The organism is Trinickia sp. LjRoot230 (assembly GCF_964253315.1).
Taxonomy (GTDB): Bacteria; Pseudomonadota; Gammaproteobacteria; order Burkholderiales; family Burkholderiaceae; genus Trinickia.
The window spans coordinates 553,904-574,326 of record NZ_CAXUQX020000002.1 but is presented as its reverse complement, the minus strand read 5'-3'; the positions used below and the strand labels follow the sequence as shown (position 1 = coordinate 574,326).

The window sequence follows — 20,423 nt, the reverse complement described above, 5'->3', positions numbered from 1 at the left end:
CGGCGTGTAATGCGGCGGCTATACACATTCACCAATCACGCCGCCAATGATGGACACGACGAATTCCGGGATATTCAGGCCGGCGATCAGCGCTGCACGACGTATGTTGATCGCAGGTGGTGAGAGGACATCACTGCGGGGTCGAGCGTGCGGCGAGCGATTTGTTAGGAGTCCAATAGGATTCGCCGTCCTGTGCGCATTCATTGCTCAGCCGTTCGCTGTCCACGCGCAGATGACGTTACCGATCACGCCTGATCGCCGCGGGCCGACGCATCCGGTCATCGGTGTGTCAGCCAACGGTGTGCCGCTGATCAACATCACGGCGCCCAATCGCGCGGGCGTGTCGCTGAACAACTTCACGCAGTACAACGTGGGCACGAACGGCGCGGTGATCGTCAATAGCGGTCGGCCGAGTGCGTCGCAACTGGCGGGCGCGGTGCAGGGCAATCCGTTTTTGGGCAACCAATCGGCGCGCGTCATCATTAATCAGGTGACGTCCGGCAACGCCACGCGCTTGCTCGGTCCCACCGAAATCGCTGGCCACCGGGCCAACCTCGTTATCGCGAATCCGGCCGGCATCACCTGCGCGGGGTGCGGTTTTATCAATACGCCGCGCGTGTCGCTGTCCACTGGGTTGCCGACATTGAATGCCGACGGCTCGCTCGCGGGCTTGAATGTCACGCAGGGCCATATCGATATCACCGGCGCCGGGCTCGATGCGCGCGGCAGTGCGTTGGATCTGATCTCGCGCGCGATGACGATCAACGCCCAACTGTGGGCCGATTGGGCCGACGCGGTGGCCGGTGCCAACCAGGTCGACTACGGCACGAACGCGGCGCACCCGCAGCCAGGCGTCGGCCCCGCACCTTACTTTGCGATCGACGCCAAGGCGCTCGGCAGCATGTACGCCAACGGTGTGCGGCTGATTGGCACCGAGGCGGGTTTGGGGGTGCGTGATGTCGGCGGGATTACCTCATTGACGGGCGAGATCCACCTGTCGGCGAATGGCGAGATCACGATCGAGCCGCGCGCACGCCTGCAATCGGCAGCGGGCACGCGTATCGAGGGCAAGGTCGTTACGAATCGGGGCGAGATCGTCAGCGCGCAGGCGGCGGCGTTGCGCGCCTCGGCGGCACTCTCGAATGAGGGCGTGATTGCGGCGGCGGGGGCCGTTACCTTGGAGGCAGCGGTGCTTCGCAACAGCGCGCAGGTATGGGCCGGTGTGGATAGCAGCGGTGTGCTGAGCGCGCCGGGTGCGGTGAAGCTTGCCGCGTCGGAGGTGGTGAACCGCGGGCTGATCGCGGCGGGCGGCGGCATCGACGTGGTGGCGCGCGAGCGGATGTCCAACGTCGGCGGCACGCTGCTGGCGAACCACGCGACGATCGACGCGGCGCGCCTGGACAATACCGATGGGCGAATCGGCACGGCGGGCCAGCTTACGATCGAGGTGGCGCACGATATCTCGAATGCGGGCGGGTTGATCGAGGGCGGCAAGCGGCTGAGCCTCGAAAGCGAGACGCTTTCGAATACAGGCGGTGGACAGATACGAAGCGTGGCGGGCGATTTACGTATCCAGGCGCGCGAGGACGTGAATAACACGGACGGCACAATGTCGGCAGCGGGCCGCTTGACGCTCGACGCGGGGGTGCTGCGTAACGAGCGAGGGGCGATCGGCGGGGGCGAGGCAAAGGTGGTGGCCGACTCGATCGAGAACGACGCGGGCAAGATCGTGGCGGCTGGGGCGTTGGAGGTGGATGCGAGGGGCGCGGCGTCCAATGCCAATGGCGTGATCGTCGGCGCAAGCAGCTTGATATTCACGGCTGGACGGCTGTTGAGCAATGATCACGGTCAAATCGGCACCATTGCCGGGGATGGATCGTTTGAGGTCGCGCGGGAGATCGATAACTCGAATGGCCGCTTCGGTGTGGGCGGTGAGCTGACGTTGCGCGCGGGCGCACTTGAGAATGGCGCGGGCACGATCACTTCGGGTGCGGCCGATATCGGGGTCATCGGCGAACTGACGAATCGCGGCGGCACCATCGCCACGACGCGCGACACCGAACTCACGGCGGGCGCGTTGCGTAATGAGCACGGCATGATCGGTTCGGTCGAAGGGGGATTGTCGGTGACGACCGATGGCGCGACCAATAACACCGAGGGCAAGCTGCTGGCGGACAAGGATCTTTCGCTTAAAAATGCGGAGTTGGACAATCGCGCGGGGGACATCGATGCGGATAGCGTCAAGCTCGAAAGCGCGGGGACGTTCAACAATACGGATGGTCGCGTCAACGCGGGCCAGCAGGTCGATGTTGCGGCGGGCGCGCTCAATAACGACGGCACGCTTGAGTCGGCTGGCAACTTTACGTTGTCCACGCGCGGCGATTTCAACAACACCGGGACCATGGCCGCAGCTGGTGACCTGCGCGCGACAACCAAAGGCGTGCACGAGAACAGCGGAACGCTATCGGCCGGCCACGCCCTTTCAGTGTCGGGTGCCACCGTCAATAATAAGGCCAGTGGCGAGATGCTCGGCGCCACGCAGACGAACATTAAAGCGACCGACACCGTTGTCAATGATGGATTGATCGATGGCGGCGCGACCCAAGTCACGGCCAACAAAACGGTGCTCAATGTTGGGCGTCTCTATGGAGATGCCGTTTCGATTGGCGCGCCAACCGTCGTCAACAAACAGAACGAACAAGGTGTGGGCGGCGTGATCGCTTCGCGCGGCGACGCCGACATCGGCGCGCAATCGATCTCGAACGGGCAGCACGCACTCGTGCATGCGAGCGGCGATATGCGCATCGGCGGTGCGCTCGATGCCGACGCGCGTGCCATGGGCACCGCCAAGACCATCACCAATGACGGTGCCCAGCTCGATGCGGGAGGAGACGCCAACATCGATGCGGATCGGGTCGATAACCTGAACGCGGACTTTAGAACGGCTAAGGAAACGACCGATTCGGGCCGCAAGGTCTGGCATCAGCTCCCGGGCTCGACCGAGCAAATCGATCCTTCGACCGTGCACTTGTACCACCGCAACAATCACGAGATCACCGAGGGCGCGAACTATCGATGGCTCGGCTCGGACGATCATAAAGTGTTGCTGCTGCCGTCCAAGGCGTATCCGGCGGCGACGTTCGGGCCGCATACCGTGAACGGGGTGGCGGGCGCGATTGATCCGGTGTTTTCGGAGTCCTATTGGGACAACATGAGCGGCTGGAATATGCCGCCGAAGTACCGCGTATTCGGGGATAACGGCATTTGGCGGACGTTTGGCATTGAAGCGCCGGCAGCGATGCCGGATATCGAGCAGCGAGATGGGCGCGGCCGGTCACTGCCGCCGTTGACAGGCAGTGCCGCCATTACAACTTGCTTTGCATCGACCGCCCCCGATTGCGCGCCGGTGATCAACTGGATGCGAGCGAGCGGCAGTGCCTACACCGCATTGAACCGTGCCATTTGGAAATACAACGACGACGTTCGCCGCCATATGGTATCGGATTGGACCATCTACGATGTTCAGATGCGCTCGTCGAAGGACGTGGTTGTCGCGACGCAGCCGGGCAAGATCACCGCGGGCGGCAATATTCATATCAACGCGAAAGACGGCAGCAACGACAAGAGCCAGATCGTCGCGGGCGGCACCGCGTATTTAGGCGGCATGCGGGACAACCAGCGTGCGGTGGGCGAACAAACGTTCACGGCGGAGGGGCACGCGATTTATACGCGGGTCGCCTCGGGTGGACGATTTAGCGGGGACGAGCGCAAGAACGACTACACGCCGTATCGGCCGGCCGTGCCCGCGCGTGAGATCGAGCTGCCGGTGGCCACGCCCAATGCGGCACGCGCCGCTCCGATCAAGCAGGTCGTGGCCCGGACGCCCGATGTGCCCACCTTCACTTCGACCGTCTCCACCCGCGGCCTGGACCCGGCGCTCGTCACTGCAGTGCGCGCCAACGCCGGGGACGCGGTGATTCGCACCGTGAGCCCGAACGTCCAACTGCCAAGCCACGCGCTGTATCGCGTCACACCCGATGCGGGCAGTCCGTTTCTGATCCAAACCGATCCGCGCTTCACACGCGGCAAGACGGAGGTATCGAGCGACACGATGTTAGCGGCGCTCAGGACCGACCCGGCGAGCGTCACCAAGCGCATCGGCGACGGCTTTTACGAGCAGCAACTGGTGTTGCAGCAAGTCATGCGTACGACCGGACAGTATTTCGTGGGCGATTACACCGATAAGCAGCGGCAGTATCAGGCGCTGCTGGCCAATGGGGTGCAAGCGGCCAAGCGGTTCGATCTGAACGTCGGCACCGCACTCACCGAAGCGCAAATGGCCGCGTTGACCACCGATATGGTCTGGCTCGTCAATCAGTCGGTGAAGCTGCCGGATGGAACCGAGCAAACGGTGTTGGCCCCGCAGGTGTACTTGCGTGCCCGCGCGGCTGATGTAACGGGCGAGGGTGCCGTCATTGCCGGCAAACGGGTTCGCATCGACGCGGCGGGTTCGTATCGGAATTCAGGCACGATCGCGGGCCGAACGGTCACGGTCATCACCGCCGACTCGATTACGAACCGCGGCATGGTCGAGGCCGACACCGTGCTCATCGGTGCAAAACGTGACTTCGCGAATCTCGGTGGGGTGATTCAGGGCAATGCGGTGGCGCTCGCGGCGGGCCGCGATGTGAATCTGACGAGTACGACGCGCTCGGCCGAGGCCGACAGCGGCACAGCCACGGGCGTTGATCGCCTATCGACGATTAACGCGGGCACACTGCAAGTGCAAGCGGGGCACGATGTGAACGCCCGTGCCGCGGTGATGACCACGACGGGGGACGCGCAAATCGTAGCCGGCAACGACATCAACCTGCTTGCCGCACGTGAAAGCAGCGAGGAGGCGATCCGATGGAGCGAGAGGAACCGCGCGGAGCATGCCGCCTCGGTGGACGTGGGCACGCGCATCGCATCGGGCGCAGGTCTGACGATGCAGGCGGGGCGCGATGTCAACGCGGTTGCCGCCTATGCCAGCGCGCAAGGCGAGATCGACGTGCATGCCGGGCGCGACGTGAAACTCGATGCGGGCAAACGGAGCGCGAGCGCGCTGGATGAGCATTACCACAAGGAAAGCGGATTCCTGTCGTCGAAGAGGACACACACGCTCGATTCGAGCGCGCACACCGAGGCGATTGGCACGACGCTCTCGGGCGATCGCGTCACGGTGACGGCAAGCAATGACCTCCGCACGCAAGCGGCGACGATTGCGTCAACCGGTGACGCCACGCTGGCCGCGGGACATGACCTCTCGATTGGGACGGCTCAGAACTCAGCACGTGAATACCATTTCAAGGACGTCACGCGAAGCGGCCTGGGCGCGGCCGGCGCCGGTATCTCTTACGGGCGCAGTCAGACGACCGACACGAGCCGGGACACCGTGCGCAGCGAGCAGGGCAGTCTAGTGGGTAGCACGCACGCCAGTGTGAGGATGCAGGCGGGTAATCGATTGCAGATCACGGGCTCGGACGTCATAGCGGGCGAGCACATCACCGGTATCGCCCGCGAGGTGAGCATTGAGGCGTCGAGCACACAGCGCCACCATGACGAGACGCACGAGATGAAGAGTTCGGGCATCTCGCTGGCGGTCAAGACGCCGGTGATCGATGCGCTGCAAAACGTCAATCAGCAGGCGCAGGCGGCAAGCGACAGCCAAGATGGCCGTGCGGCGGCCTTGCGCGGCATTGCCGCCGCTGGTGGCGCGATGGAGGCGTTGATTGCCACGGAGGACATGGTCAGCGCAATCAAGGACCCTGAGCGCCGGCCGGAGGCGAAAGTGGAACTGAGTGTGGGCGCGTCGCGTAGCAAGATGACTTTTACCGAAGACAGCACGCAGCACACCGGCAGCCATATTCGTGCGGGCGAGACCGCGGCATTCGTCGCAACAGGCGACGCGGCATCCGAGAGCGGCAACCTCACGATCGCGGGCTCGGACATCGATGCGCGCGAGGTATTACTGCAAGCGAACAATCGCATTGACTTGCTGAGCAGCGTCGACACGAACCGCACGCGCAGCACGAATGAATCGAAGAGCGCGAGCGTGGGGGTGTCGTATGGGGTGGATGGGGTGGGCGTATCGGGCTCGGTGTCGTACGCGCGAGGCGAGGCGAATGCCGATGCGAGCAGTCATAGCAACACGCACATCAACGCAAGCGATCGGGCCACGCTGGTCAGCGGGGGCGACACGAACGTGGTGGGCGCAAACGTGAATGCGAAGCGCATCGTGGCGGACATTGGGGGCGATTTGAACATTGCCTCGATGCAGGACACGAGCCGCAGTGCGGCGCATCAGTACAGTGGGGGCGGTGGCTTTGCGGTGAGCACGGGCGGCGCGAGCGGCAGCTTTAGCGTCAACGCTGGTCAAGCGCGCGGCAACTATGAGGCGGTGAACGAGCAGTCAGGCCTACAAGCCGGTGAGGGTGGGTTTGAGGTGACGGTAAAGGGCAATACGGATTTGAAAGGCGGGTATATCGCGAGTACGGCGAGCGCGCCGGACAATCGCCTGAGCACGGGCACGCTGAGTTGGAGCGACGTCATGAACCGTTCCACCTATCGCGCAACGAGCGGGGGGATGGCGCAAGGGGGCACGACAGGTAACGGCGGCAATAACTACGCGACGCACGGTGCGAGCTCGGGCAAGAACACGGGCGGGGTGTCGCCGATGCTGGTGCAACACGAAAGTGGCAGCCAAAGCGCGCTGACGCGCAGTGCGGTGGAAGCGGGCTCGATCACGATCACCGATGAAGCGAATCAGAAGCAAGACGTGGCGATGCTCAATCGCGATACCAGCGCATTGAGTGGCACGGTGGCTCGCACGCCGGACTTGCAAAGCAAGCTGAACCGGCAGGCGGAGGTGATGACTGCGGTGCAGGCAGCGGGCGAAGTGGTGGCCAAGCAAATCGGGCGGTATGCGAACGGCAAGCGCGAGGCGGCATTGGAAGAGATGAAGCAGGCCCAGGCGCGGGGCGACGCGAAGCTTGCGGCGCACTACGAAGCGCAGGCTGAGCGCTTGAGTGAAGGCGGCAAGAGCCGCGCGCTGATGCAGGCGGCGGGGGCGGCGGTGACGGTGGGACTCGGTGGCGGCAACGCGGTGGGCGCGGCGGCGGGAGCGGGAGTGGCGTCGCTGGCGGGCGGCAAGCTGGACGAGCTTGCTGAGCAAATCAGGTCATCAAAGCTCACAGGTAATGCCGACGTCGACGAGGCATTGGGAAATATCGTGGCGAATAGCCTCGCGACCATGCTGGGTGCGGCAGTGGGCGGCAATGCGGGTGCGGTGGGTGCGTATAACGTGGATCGGTTCAACAGGCAACTTCGGACTGACGATCGGGAGCAAAGAAAGGAGCTCACGGCGTTGGCTGAGGAAAAGGGACTGCGGCACACCGAAGGGGACATTGCCAATCAACAGGCCCTGATGGATCTGAGGGTAGGCGGAAAGGCCTACTATGGCGACAATCAAGTGGCGACGGGCGAGAAGCCGCAAGACGGAACGGATTGGAGCTACTACGCAGCCTTCGACCTTCACACCGCCAACGAACGCCTCTTCGAGATCAAATTCTGATCGTCAAGACGGCCGCCAAATGTCGCTTACAATGGAACGAGCGTGCTGCCGCGTTCTTGCGTTAAGAGCGGCATGCTTGCCCCTGATGGCAATAGCGGGACGGCGGTTGGGGCAGCTACGATCGCTGTAGGTGGTCCGGTTGCAGCGCCGCCGGGAGCGCCGATCTTCAGTTCTGGCGGCGTGCTCGGTTCTGAATCGTTGGCGTCGCCGGTTGGGACCGGCGCTATTAGCGCAACGATCAACGCGGGAGCACAGTATCTGCAGAATGGAACCGTCAATCTCACTGACGTTGCGGGCGCATTTGCGACAGGCGCTGCGGTCAATCCGGTCGGCTATGGTTTTACGCCGACAGAATAGTGGAGATGTCGAAATGGCTGGACCATCATTCAAACTGGGGCACTACGAGATCCTGAGCGAATGGCAGAAGGCGATTTATTGGCTTGCCGTCATAGTTGGGTTCGCCGCGATTGCCTGCATTTTGATCTATAAATTCGCTATGAAATGTTGAAAGCGAGGGACGCGTCGTCGCTGAATTTTGCCGCTTCGCTCGAGCCTAATGCGGATGCCGATGCGAGCAGCCACAACCATATCGGATCGTTTTCGGTCAGCACCGTCTTGGCGCCAGTGCTGCTGCGTTGGTTCGTCACAGCAGCGGGTTTGGCAGCCGAGATGATGGTTCATCTCGCCACCCAGCGCCCGCTCTATCAACGCCTTTTTCAGAGCCATCGTCGCGGCGTTAATCGATTAGGCTGTCATCGGACCGTTGCCGAATTGCTCAAGCAGTTCGGGGGGATCGCCGGCAGGTCTGCAGGTGGGGCTTTTGGTTTGCGAAGCATTTATTCTCCTCGGGAGCATCATATGCCTTGAACACGAAATTACTGACAGACCCGAGCGATCAGCCAGAGTGACCTTGCCCCTGCCATACACACCTAGTCCGCCGTCACATACTGTCGACGCAATGGCGCCGGGCTCGGTGCCGGCCCTGTTGCCGCACGCATCCTGCGCGCTTCGTCCACGGGACTCACGCCGAACAGGCGCTTGAATTCACGGCTGAATTGCGAGGCGCTCTCATATCCAACATGTGCCGCGGCGGCACTCACGTTCAGGCCGTCTTGCGCCATCAGCAGGCGAGCGTGGTGCAAGCGCGTCGCCTTCACGTATTGCATCGGAGACGTCGCCGTCACGGCTTTGAAGTGCGAATGAAAAGCCGCGGAGCTCATGCCTGCCTCGCGGGCAAGCATTTCGACGTCCAGATTGTTCCGATAATCCGAATGAATGCGACGCAACGCCTTGGCAATGCGGCCGAAATGGTGCTGATGCGTCAGTGCGACGCGAATCACATCGCCTTGTGGGCCCGTCAACACGCGATAACAGATTTCCCGCACGATGCCGGGGCCGAGAATCTGACCGTCGGACGGCGAGGCGAGCGCCTCGAGCAGCCGCAGCACGGCATCGCCGAGTGGTCGATCGAGCGGCGTGGCGTAAAACGCGCGCGGTTCGCCATCAATGGGCCCCCGCATGTCGTTCAATGCAATCAGCAATTCGGCTACCACTGTCAGATCCACGCGGATCGACACCGCGAGCAATGGCTCTTGCTCGGTTGCCTCGGTCTCGCACTCGAACGGCAGCGGCACCGCCATCACCAGGTAATGCTGCGAATCGTAGACGAACGTCTGTTCGCCCAGAAAACCGCGCTTCCGTCCTTGGCAGACGATTACGATGCACGGTTCATACAGCACCGGCATACGCGGGCAGCGCTGATTCACGCGCATGAACCGCACGCCATCGAGCGGGGAAGGCGTGAAGCCTTCCGCCGGCGCCAACTTGCCCAGGAGTTCGATGACGCGAGGCTGAGCAATGTCGACGAGCGCTGTTTCGGAAGAAAAATGATCCATGTCCGATGTATCGAAATTCGAGAGAATCGGGCTCGAAATCTACCACTAATCCAGCTTGCCTGCTGATTGGCAAGAGAAATAGGCAAGCGTTAAAGAGCTTCATGTATTCCGCGGGCCAAGCGTCCTGCCTACGATGCCAGCCTTAGTCAGTTGTCAGGCAGTTCAGCGATTTCCCGGCCTTCGCCTCACCGTTTTTGCAGGAGATAAGCATGTACAAGACGCACGGATACGCAGCACAGAACGCGCAATCGCCGCTCGCCCCGTTTCAATTCGAGCGCCGCAATCTGCGCGAGCACGATGTGCATATCGACGTGATGTTTTGCGGCGTGTGTCATTCCGATCTGCATCAGGCGCGCAATGAATGGAGCAACAGCGTCTATCCGGTGGTGCCGGGCCATGAAATCGTCGGGCGCGTCACCGAAGTCGGATCGGGTGTCACGCGCCACAAGGTGGGCGATCTCGTAGGTGTCGGCTGCCTCGTCGATTCCTGCCGTACCTGTGCGAGCTGTCAAGAAGGCTTGGAGCAATACTGCGAGAACGGCTTTGTCGGCACCTACAACGGTGTCGATCGTGTAACCGGCGAAACGACTTATGGCGGTTATTCGACCAATCTCGTCGTCGACGAAGCGTTCGTGCTGCGCGTACCCGACAATCTCGACCCGGCTGGCGTTGCACCGCTTTTGTGCGCCGGCATTACGACGTACTCGCCGCTGCGCACGTGGGGCGCCGGTCCTGGCAAGAAGGTTGGCGTCATCGGTCTCGGCGGGCTGGGCCACATGGGTGTGAAGCTCGCGCGCGCGATGGGCGCACACGTGGTACTTTTCACGACGTCCGCTTCGAAGATCGAGGATGCGAAGCGGCTCGGCGCGCATGAGGTCGTGATTTCGAAGCATGCGGACGAAATGCAAGCCCATCAGAATAGCTTCGATTTGCTGATCAACACGGTTTCAGCACAGCACGATTTGAACCCGTTCATCGCGCTGCTCAAGCGTGACGGAACGATGACACTTGTGGGTGCACCCGAGCACGATCATCCATCGCCGCAAGTCTTCAGCTTGATCATGAAGCGGCGGCGGTTGGCGGGCTCGCTGATCGGCGGCATCGCCGAGACCCAGGAGATGCTTGATTTTTGTGGTCAGCACGGCATTACTTCGGACATCGAAATGATTTCGATGCAGAACATCAACGAAGCGTACGGCCGGATGATGAAAAGCGATGTGAAGTACCGTTTTGTAATCGATATCAACTCGTTACGACAATAAGGCGGAATTGCATGACGACATTGAATATCAACGGGCAGGTCCGCACGGTTGACGTGCCGGACGATATGCCGCTTCTGTGGGTGTTGCGCGATGTGGTGGGGCTGACCGGTACGAAGTTCGGCTGCGGCATTGCGCAATGTGGCGCCTGCACGGTGCATCTCGACGGCGCGGCGGTGCGCTCGTGCGTGTTGCCCGTCTCGGCAGTCGGCAACAAGAAGGTTACGACGATCGAAGCGGTCGGTGCGACGCCTGCCGGCCGCAAGGTGCAGCAAGCCTGGCGGGATCTCGATGTCGTCCAATGCGGTTATTGCCAATCGGGGCAGGTCATGTCGGCCGCATCGCTGATTGCGCAAAACGCCAATCCGAGCGATGTGGATATCGACGCGGCGATGTCGGGCAACATCTGTCGCTGCGGCACTTATCCCCGCATTCGCGCTGCGATCAAGCACGCGGCGAAGGAGGCTTGATATGTCGAGAGGATTACTCGATGTCGCGAGCGCGGGGCTGGTCGAACTAGGTGGTACACAAGTCGATGCAGCCGATGTAGGCCTGTCACGCCGAACATTTCTCAAGGTCGGCATGACGCTGGGCGCAGCGGCAGGCGGTGGTCTGCTGCTGGGTTTCAGCTTGCCGGCTTTGGCACGTACGGACGAGCGCGGTGCGCGCGGGCATCAATCCGCCATCGGCGGACAGGCCACGGCCGCGCCTGCGCCCGGCGTGTTGGCACCGAATGCCTTTATCCGGATCGATCGGCAAAGCAACGTGACGCTCGTCATGCCCAAAGTGGAAATGGGACAGGGCGTCTATACGGCTATCCCGATGCTGATCGCCGAAGAGCTCGAAGTGCCGCTCGAAAAGGTAACGCTCGATCACGCACCGCCAAACGACAAGCTATATGGCGACCCATTGCTGGGCGGCGGACAGATCACGGGCGGCTCCACATCGGTTCGCTACGCATGGAAGCCGATGCGGCAAGCAGGTGCCACAGCGCGTGTATTGCTGATTTCGACCGCGGCCCGGCAGTGGCATGTCGATCCTTCGACGTGCGTTGCGCGTGCGGGCGAAGTCGTGCACTCGGCGACGGGGCGCCGCGTCGCTTACGGCAAGCTTGTCGATGCCGCTGCGAAGCTGCCGCTGCCGAGCGATGTCGCGCTCAAGGACCCGAAAGATTTCAAACTGATCGGCAAGCCGACCGACCGGCTCGATTCAGCGATCAAAGTCGACGGCACAGCGCTTTTCGGTTTTGACGTGCGCTTGCCCGGCATGCTCTACGCCGCAATCGTGAACTGCCCGATGCTGGGAGGCACGCTCGAAAGCGTCGACGATACCCGCGCGAAGCAAGTGCCGGGCGTGCATCAAATCGTGAAGCTGGATAATGCGGTGGCCGTGGTTGCGGCGCATACGTGGGCGGCCAAGCAAGGTGTGGCCGCGCTCGATGTGAAATGGAACGGCGGGCAAGCTGCCACGCTGTCGACGCAGCAGCTCGCCGGCGATCTCGCCGCGGCATCGAAACGCGAAGGTGCGGTTGCCCGCAAGGAAGGCGACGTCGGTCATGCATTTGGCGAGGCGAAGACGCGAGTCGATGCTGTCTATGAACAGCCGCTGCTGGCGCACGCGACGATGGAGCCTATCAACTGCACAGTGCATGTGCGCGCGGACGGTTGCGATATCTGGGTGGGTACACAGGTGCCGACCATCGCTCACGCGGTGGGGGCGAAAGTGACGGGGCTTGCGCCGGAAAAGGTCACGGTCCATAACTACCTGCTGGGTGGCGGCTTCGGCCGGCGCCTCGAAGTCGACGGCATCGTGCAGGCGCTTAAGGTTGGCAAGGCGGTTAGCTCGCCTGTCAAAGTGGTTTGGACGCGGGAAGAGGACATTCAACATGACATGTACCGGCCTTGCTACTACGACAAGATTTCGGCCGGGCTCGATGCAAATGGCAAGCCCATCGCATGGCAGCATCGTATTGTCGGCTCGTCGATCATCGCGCGTTTTGCGCCGGGGTTGATCAAGAACGGCGTCGATCCCGATGCGGTCGAAGTGGCGGCCGAGCTGCCCTACGCGTTACCCAACCAGCTCGTCGACTACGTGCGCGAAGAGCCACGTACGGTGCCAACCGCGTTTTGGCGCGGCGTGGGCGCGACGCGCGGAACGTTCGTCGTCGAAAGCTTTATCGACGAGTTGGCGGCGCACGCGGGCGTCGACCCGGTGAAGTACCGGCTCGACTTGCTCGGCAACGCACCGCGCGCGGCGAACGTACTGCAAGTCGCGACGCGCGCAGCCGGATGGGGTACGCCGCTGCCGAAAGGCAAGGGCCGCGGTGTATCGGTCATGCATGCGTTCGGCAGCTACTTGAGCATGGTGGCGGAGGTAACAGTGGACGGCGGCGACGTGAAGGTGAATCGCGTCGTATGCGCGGTCGACTGTGGCGCTGCGGTGAATCCGAAGACGATCGAAGCACAGATTGAAGGCGGCGTCGTCTTCGGTATTACGGCCGCGCTCTTTAGTGAAATCACGATCAAGGACGGCAAGGTCCAGCAGAACAACTTTACCGACTACCGCATGCTGCGGCTCAATGAAACGCCCGAGATTGAAGTGCATATCGTGAAAAGCAGCGAGGCACCGGGCGGCATCGGCGAGCCCGGTACTGCTGCGCTTGCACCTGCGCTTACCAATGCGATTTTTGCAGCGACGGGCAAGCGCGTGCGCAAGTTGCCAGTGGGCGAACAGCTAAAGAGCGCGTGATTTGACGGGTATGGGTGCTGGCGGGCGCGCGAGTGATGGCGTGCTCGCTGGTCATCAAGTATCAATACCGTTCAGTCGGATTTCGTGCGCATACCACCGGCCAATCCGACCGATCTACACAGCCCCGAGCGCCGAGGCAGCGCAGGCCGAACTCGATGCCTTCGCCCAAGGGCCCTGGGGCCAACGATTCCTGACAGTCAGCGCCGCCTGGCGCAACGCTTGGGATCGCGTGATTCCGTTCTTTGCGTTCCCGCCGGCGGTGCGCAAGGTGGTCTACACAACGAACGCCATTGAGAACATCAACGCGCAACTGCGCAAGATCATCAAAACGCGAGGCCACTTCCCGATCGATGATGCCGCCACGAAACTCATCTGGCTTGCACTGCGCAACATAACGGCCGGCTGGAGTCGCTCTGCTCACGATTGGAAGCAGGCCATGAACCAATTCGCTATCCTTTACGTGGACCGATTCGTTCGACCATCCGCGTGAATCTTAGCCCCGCCTTGAACACGGAAATTCTGACAACCTCCGGGCGGTTCAAAAGCGCGCGCGCTGGCGACCTTGCTCGCGTTCGCACTAAGAACCTTGAGAGGCGCGAGTTTGCGCGCCGAGCCATCAAGCCCAAGCTCGAGAAACTTTGAGCGACGCCGCTGTTCTCCGTGCTGAAAGAACAATGCAACTTCATGTCCCTCGAGCGATGCTTGCCGTGCAAAGCAAGGGGTCCGTCTACACCATGGAGGGCAGTAAAGTGAAGCTCAGCTGCCCGTTCTGTGTCGAGACGTGGGAAAGCTCGGACGATCCCCGCGTTGCCTTGTTCATCTTCTTGTTTCTCCCTGCGCGAGTTTAAACGCGGGGCAAGTTCGTCCTGAAGCTACCCCTTATTCGGTGACGAATTATGCGTTTTCAACGCATCTGGGTTTCGACACGTATATCGTTTCTCGGTGAGTCCGCGAATTCGATCGAAACAAAAACAGACCCGCGAAGATCATGCCAGTTATTAGATGAAATGTCTGAGCAATGCCACTAGCCATTCCACTTGCAAAACAGGTGCATGCGCATACACTGCAATCGCGTTGTGACATTGTCCGATATTCGAAACGAGACCCGCTGTATGGCAACGATTACAATCGACAGCGTTCTGCCTATCTTGCTAATTTAGGTCCCTTGAGGATCTGACTATCCGCAGCGGCGTTGCAGCTCCTCTTATTAAGTAAAAGCCGGAGGCCTTAATATGTATGTCCCGTGATCAATATACATTTTGCCAAAGGATGGCTTGCGAATATTGATAATCTTGATTTGCGTCGTCCACGATATAGCTCATGCTCTTATGTTTGAGTTCCGGATGAGTTCATGACATCAAAGCGGATCGCGTCCGCCAAGAGCATCGCGCCATGCTAGTCCCGCCCTTGCTTCATCTTCTCGGATCTCAGTCTCCAATCGCGAAATAGAGGTTTATCATGAAATTATTTGGAATTTTCGTTTCGTTTTGCATTTTTTCAACGCTTTCGAACATCGCATTCGCAGATACCACTAATACGATAAAACAACAGGGGACAAAGAATGAGATCAACAACCAAATCGTAGGCAAAGGAAACCTGAGTACATTTATGAACTCGGGAAGCGTGAGTGTCGGCGGAACCGCAACCCAAAACTCAATTTTGGTCAACGACACAAAACATGGATCCACTAATACTATCGAGCTCCAAGGTGGCACCAATACAATCACCGGCCAAGGAATGCAAAATTCGATTTCCGTAGGAAAAGGAAAATAGGCCGACACGATCCTTTGCAAAGGTATGCGCCGGAGTCGCATTACCCTTTCATTTCACATTCCACCTGGCGCACCCAAAAATGACTCGACCATCTTATCTGGCACTCGTTGCCACGACTCTTCTGGCGTTATCTGATTTTTGCTTGGCAGATGGAAATACATACGGTCAATATATGTCTACACTAACTCAGCAGCAAAAAGATGTGAAGCCGATAGTTAATTCGCAATTCTTTGTCACGAATGCAACGAATCGCGCAAATAGGGCGGCACTCACCGGGTTTTCCGGAAAAAATCGCAATATCATTCAAGGTACAAGCGATGGTGGCGCAAATTTTGATAGCGTCAATATCGGACCAAACGCGAAGCTCAATAACGCAACGATTGTTGTGAAGTCGGATCACTCAAATTCAACCATCGTTACCAAAAATGTCGCGAATAAATAACGATTTCCTAAAAAACACCGGCCGCGACGTTGATTGAAATCGAGGATGTCTGCTCGGGCGTGACCTTTAATATCGGAGAGGAGATTACAGATTCATGTGGAGAGCGATCGGGCAACGTTAGCGTGCGCCCCGGAATCACGAATCACTGGACTACTTATCGTACGGATTGATCAATGTTACGCCTCGTTTCATATATTTGCATTTCGCTTTCTGGGATTTTATTTTCGGCTTGTGCGAGCCGCGAAGCTTTGGTGGTGGAACCTTACAGCATTCCCACGCAGCGGATTGATGCCTTTACTGAAAGTCTGCAATGTTTTGGCCGGATGTTGAGCGCCTATGTCGACCAGCCGCTTCCCGTCGAGGTGGGTGTGGTCAAGGATGCCACAGGTGCTTCCAAAGAGGAGGAGGTTCCCATCGACCTGCGAGATATGACGGTGAGCACCGTCTCGAAAATCGGCGGACCGCTCAGCATTGTCTATCGACCAACAATAGAAGAAACTCAGTTGTTCAATATCGGTGGCGCGGCATTGATCCCAAGTCGGGCCTTTGGTTACGATACGATTTTTACGCTCTACGGCGCGGTGACTGAATTTGACCGTGCGGTCTATGGCAGAAAAAAATCACAAAACGTATCCGCTGAGTTCGGCGGCGGTAATGGCCTAACAAATTTGGATTTCGGACGTAATCAAGAGAGGACAAGTACCCGGATGGTCATGGATTTTTACGCTAATCAGACGACCATGTTTTCGATTGCCAACCACACAGCATCGACCAATGCGATGTTGCTGAATCTTGACAACGTCGATCACAATTACAATATCAGCATTGAGGGTAACTCTATCGGCTGGAGCGAATCTTTGTCACGGATCGAGGCCCGACATGCCTCTGTGCGTCTTCTAGTGGAGTTGGGTGTTATTGAGACTCTGGGTAAATCCGTACCAGTGCCTTACTGGAAATGCTTGCCCGGCGGCATCGAAGACTCTGAGACGACGCAAACGGCACGCCGCGAGTTTTTGGAGGTTCAGGAGGCGAGCAATATGCACAACATTGCTAATAGTCATACCATTTCTTTTGTTCAAACGCGCCGAGCCCGGACAGCTCTGGAGAAGGAACAGAAACTCAACAGTTTAATCAGCGCTTACGCTCGCAGCGGTAGATATCCGGAAACCGGAATAGCGTTGCGCGATCGATTGCTACGGGATGCGGGATTTTCTTCTTCGGACTATTTAAATGTGGCCGCTTATGCTTCACTCTGGAAAAATCTTCCGTATTAATGGGCAACGGGGCACCAAAATATTTTGTCTATTTTGGTTGGTATGCTCTAGTCCGGTAGCTCCCGCCGCCAGCGAATCTCCGGTTTCCCCGCCCTCTGATGCAGTTTCGAGTTGCCGTTTAAGCGACAGTCAAGACTGGCCATTGCATCAATATAAAGGGCCTTGCTTGAAAGGCTTGAGCGACGGTCTTGGCGTAGTTCGCTTCGCCAATGGCGACGAACTGCGAGGCCAGTTTAAACAGGGCCAGTTGACTGGAGGCAAAGCGGAAATTCACTATGCCAATGGCGATCTCTATGTGGGTGGAATACGGGACGGCTTACCTGACGGAGAAGGGATCTACACTTGGCTAAACGGCGACACGTATAAGGGACTGTTTGAGAGGGGCAAGAAGAATGGGGTGGGACAGTACACGGAGGCTCAATCGGGCCGACAGTTTCAAGCTCGATACCAAAATGATTTTCTACAAGAACTGAATCAGACATCGACATCCGCGCTCGTAACCGCAGCACAACAAGAAAAAGCGCTGGAAGCATTTCGCCGAACGCTTAAGCCGGGCGATCAGACAAATTTGGGACTGGTTATCGAAATTAGGCGAAAAGACGGTCTAGTCTTGGTGCAAGCGGAGGAAAGCGGCTTGTTTGGCATTCCTCGTTACAATTACCAACAGCGGCGCTCAAGCGTCGATTACGCGCTCGCCCAACAAGTTAACCAGAGATGGGTCAAGCTATCGGAAATTCGTCCGCCGACATCGCACGTTCGGCCAGAGCAGGAGCACCGCCTACCTCATCGGTAATCGGGGTTGACGGCCATACCTTTATGGCGTGGAGAAAACATGACAGCACATCAATGGCGGACACATGCTGGCCTCTCAGACGGAAAATTGCCCGAATCACCGCAGCGCGCGCAATGCGTGTGAGGAACGAAAAGCACACATAGATCAATGGCTTGCGCTAACGTTTCGCTAGCATCACCGCTAGCAGAGTACCTTGCTGTGTGCTGGGATCCTGAAAGTTCGCCAGTCCGTCAATCGCGTCGCCTCGACTGCCATTACGCAGGTCGACGCTGCTACAGTCACGCCTTTTTTGAGATATCTAGACGTAATGGGCGGTGTCTTGCGGAAGGATACTTGCGTTATGGACGGAACAATCGGTGGCTCGAATGTGCCGCGTCACGGCAGTAGTTGGCAAGGCGCGAGCAAAGAAGACATGCATTCGACACTGGCGCGGTCGTCTCCCGTCACGCAGGGAAGCTCGCCGCAACTGCAAGGACTTGTGCCACGCCCTCGACGGTCTCGCATCTCTCCCTGCTATGCGAGCGGTGTGCGGATGGCAGGGCAGGCAGCAGGCGGATACACGCGTCTATTGCACGCTCGCGCAAGTAGCAAGTACGACAGCAGCAGCGCGGGGGTATCGGATCATCGGTTCGCTCTAGTAGACGAACGACCCTCCGCGAACACGCTGCGCGCGGATGATGCGCCCGAATCTGAGCTCTCGGAGCGGAGCTCATTTTCCGCCGAAGGCGGTCCCGTGATTGTCTGGAATGCTCTACTATGGGACCGCTTTCCCGACGGAGACCGGCTCGGTGGCATCGCTGTCAACGTAGCGGTGCGCCTAGCAGAACTTGGTACACATGTCGCGCCCGTCGTCCGCGTCGGCAATGACGAACTCGGGCATGCAGCTGTCGAACAGTTGTCCGCTCGGGGCGTGGACACCTCGCTGGTACAGATTGATGATGAGCGTCGTACCGGACACACTATCGTTTCTTTCGAAAACGATGAACCTCGTTTCGAGAATCAGCCTGGATGCGCATGGGAATGGCTCGAGATGACGGAGAATCTCGCGCAGGCATTGCACAGCGCCCGTGCGTTTGTCTTTGGCACTGCGACCCAGCGAAGCGAGCATGGCCGCAAAGCGCTCGCCGACGGGCTAGCCGAATTGTCACCCAGCGCCCCCACGCTGTTTGATCCCAATTTGCGGCGGAATATTTTCGATTCTGAGAATGATCTTGCTCTGACGCAAGGACTGGCTAGAGCGAATGTGCTAAAGCTGAGCCGAAACGATGTCGAGTTGATAGGGGAGCGGCTAGGTATCAAAGACGATCCGGTAGCGGCGCTCCTTCGCTCCGATACCCGGCTACCATACGCCTCCGATCGGCGGTTGGTTGTGGTGACGGACGCAGCAAGCGGGAGTTGCTGGTTCGCAAACAACATGCAACTGAATATTCCTGCGGCCCCTGCGCAACCCGGTGGCGACCCGGTCGGCTGTGGTGATGCATATCTCGCCGCGACTGTGCATGGCTACGTCAATGGATGGCCTGCCCCGAACATCGGTTCGCTTGCAAGCCTGATCAGCGCTGAGGTGGCCAGCACCCGCGGAGCCACGCAGCCTATCAGCGCAGAGCGGCTTTCGGAGATTTATGGGCAATCTGCGCCAGACACAAGCAATGCTGACTCTTGAATTTTTCGCCTTGTACTGCCCTGTGGCGACTGTGTTGGTCAAGTAATTTCGGACAGGCAGATAGGCTCTTTTGCTGTCGACTTCGCCTCGAAGGCGGCGTCGTCTTCGGTATTACGGCCGCGCTGTTTAGTGAAATCACGATCAAGGATGGCAAGGTCCAGCAGAACAACTTCACCGACTACCGCACGCTGTGGCTCAAATGAAACGCCCGAGATTGAAGTGCATATCGTGAAAAGCAGCGAAGCACCGGGCGGCATTGGCGAGCCCGGTACTTCCGCGCTTGCACCTGCGCTTACCAATGCGATTTTTGCAGCGACGGGCACGCGCGTGCGCAAGTTGCCGGTGGGCGAACAGCTAAAGAGCGCGTGATGTGACGGGTATGGGGTGCTGGCGGGCGTGCGAGTGATGGCGCGCTCGCTGGTCATACCAAAAACGTTTCGCACTGCGAATCATTCGCCGAAGACGCGAAAGCCTTACTCCGAATGTTGCTTTTGCCAGAGCTGCATCAAGCGGATCTCCCGCTCTTGCGCCTGTACGATTTTCGCGGCGAGTCGCCGCATCATCGGATCTTTTCCGTATTTCAATTCGACCTTCGCCATGTCGATCGCACCTTGATGGTGCGGGATCATGTGAGCGACGAAATCCTTGTCGGCGTCGCCCGTATAAGTGGGCGAGTTCATGTCTTTCATCATTTTCTGATCGGCATCCTTGAACGCCTGCGTCGAAAGATGCGACTCGTCGGACGATTTAGAGGCATTCGATGCGCCGCTCGCCGAAGAGGACATGCTCATGCCGGGCATGGATGCAGCCGACTGCGCAGCAGCGGGCGTGATCGAAGCGCTCAGTGCGATGCCGACACATACAAGTGGTACGGAAAGCGGGACGAAAGCGGACCGAAGGATTCGCATTGGGGATTTCTCCTCAACTCAATATGCGGCGACGCCAATCGCACGCGAAAACCCCT

Annotated in this window: 12 protein-coding genes and 3 pseudogenes; 12 read left to right on the top strand and 3 right to left on the bottom strand. The window is 59.3% G+C overall.

Translation table 11 applies throughout. The features are described 5' to 3' along the window. Positions 1-232 precede the first annotated feature (232 nt). Both ACSQ20_RS21590 and ACSQ20_RS21585 read left to right on the top strand, forming a co-directional pair. Positions 233-7,612 (top strand): two-partner secretion domain-containing protein, encoded by a 7,380-nt coding sequence (locus ACSQ20_RS21590; RefSeq protein ID WP_436024043.1) that lies wholly within the window; start codon positions 233-235, stop codon positions 7,610-7,612. 72 nt (positions 7,613-7,684) lie between these two features. Next, on the top strand, positions 7,685-7,969 hold the full coding sequence (locus ACSQ20_RS21585; RefSeq protein ID WP_436024041.1) for a hypothetical protein: 285 nt from the start codon (positions 7,685-7,687) through the stop codon (positions 7,967-7,969). A 230-nt stretch (positions 7,970-8,199) separates the two neighbouring features. On the opposite strand, the pseudogene ACSQ20_RS21580 reads toward ACSQ20_RS21585, so the two are convergent. Together ACSQ20_RS21580 and ACSQ20_RS21575 are read right to left on the bottom strand one after the other, a co-directional pair. Further along, positions 8,200-8,448: pseudogene (locus ACSQ20_RS21580) on the bottom strand (IS256 family transposase); the annotation flags it as partial. Between the two features lie 93 nt (positions 8,449-8,541). Continuing rightward, complete coding sequence (locus ACSQ20_RS21575; protein ID WP_436024039.1) at positions 8,542-9,507, bottom strand: AraC family transcriptional regulator; 966 nt, start codon at positions 9,505-9,507, stop codon at positions 8,542-8,544. Between the two features lie 209 nt (positions 9,508-9,716). On the opposite strand from ACSQ20_RS21575, the gene ACSQ20_RS21570 reads away from it, so the two are divergent. The 10 genes and pseudogenes from ACSQ20_RS21570 to ACSQ20_RS21525 form a co-directional block, all read left to right on the top strand. Further along, positions 9,717-10,769, top strand: a complete 1,053-nt coding sequence (locus ACSQ20_RS21570) for an NAD(P)-dependent alcohol dehydrogenase (RefSeq protein WP_436024037.1) — start codon at positions 9,717-9,719, stop codon at positions 10,767-10,769. A gap of 11 nt (positions 10,770-10,780) precedes the next feature. Further along, positions 10,781-11,236 (top strand): (2Fe-2S)-binding protein, encoded by a 456-nt coding sequence (locus ACSQ20_RS21565; RefSeq protein WP_436024035.1) that lies wholly within the window; start codon positions 10,781-10,783, stop codon positions 11,234-11,236. Between the two features lies 1 nt (position 11,237). Continuing rightward, positions 11,238-13,514, top strand: a complete 2,277-nt coding sequence (locus ACSQ20_RS21560) for a molybdopterin cofactor-binding domain-containing protein (RefSeq protein WP_436024033.1) — start codon at positions 11,238-11,240, stop codon at positions 13,512-13,514. A 103-nt stretch (positions 13,515-13,617) separates the two neighbouring features. After that, positions 13,618-14,004: pseudogene (locus tag ACSQ20_RS21555) on the top strand (transposase); the annotation flags it as partial. Positions 14,005-14,972: 968 nt separating this feature from the next. Continuing rightward, positions 14,973-15,287 carry a hypothetical protein gene (locus ACSQ20_RS21550; protein ID WP_436024031.1) on the top strand — a complete coding sequence of 105 codons (315 nt, stop codon included), beginning with the start codon at positions 14,973-14,975 and terminating at the stop codon, positions 15,285-15,287. 79 nt (positions 15,288-15,366) lie between these two features. Next, positions 15,367-15,729: a hypothetical protein gene (locus tag ACSQ20_RS21545; protein ID WP_436024029.1), complete on the top strand. Its 363-nt coding sequence runs from the start codon at positions 15,367-15,369 to the stop codon at positions 15,727-15,729. Positions 15,730-15,902: 173 nt separating this feature from the next. Next, positions 15,903-17,003, top strand: a complete 1,101-nt coding sequence (locus ACSQ20_RS21540; RefSeq protein ID WP_436024027.1) for a hypothetical protein — start codon at positions 15,903-15,905, stop codon at positions 17,001-17,003. 166 nt (positions 17,004-17,169) lie between these two features. After that, positions 17,170-17,796, top strand: a complete 627-nt coding sequence (locus ACSQ20_RS21535) for a hypothetical protein (protein WP_436024025.1) — start codon at positions 17,170-17,172, stop codon at positions 17,794-17,796. Between the two features lie 733 nt (positions 17,797-18,529). Next, positions 18,530-19,459 (top strand): PfkB family carbohydrate kinase, encoded by a 930-nt coding sequence (locus ACSQ20_RS21530; RefSeq protein ID WP_436024023.1) that lies wholly within the window; start codon positions 18,530-18,532, stop codon positions 19,457-19,459. A gap of 92 nt (positions 19,460-19,551) precedes the next feature. Continuing rightward, positions 19,552-19,828 (top strand): annotated as a pseudogene (locus ACSQ20_RS21525) (xanthine dehydrogenase family protein molybdopterin-binding subunit); the annotation flags it as partial. Positions 19,829-19,932: 104 nt separating this feature from the next. Here the strand turns inward: ACSQ20_RS21525 and copM are convergent. Then, positions 19,933-20,367, bottom strand: coding sequence for a CopM family metallochaperone (gene copM / locus ACSQ20_RS21520; protein WP_436024021.1), 435 nt, complete (start codon positions 20,365-20,367; stop codon positions 19,933-19,935). Positions 20,368-20,423 lie beyond the last annotated feature (56 nt).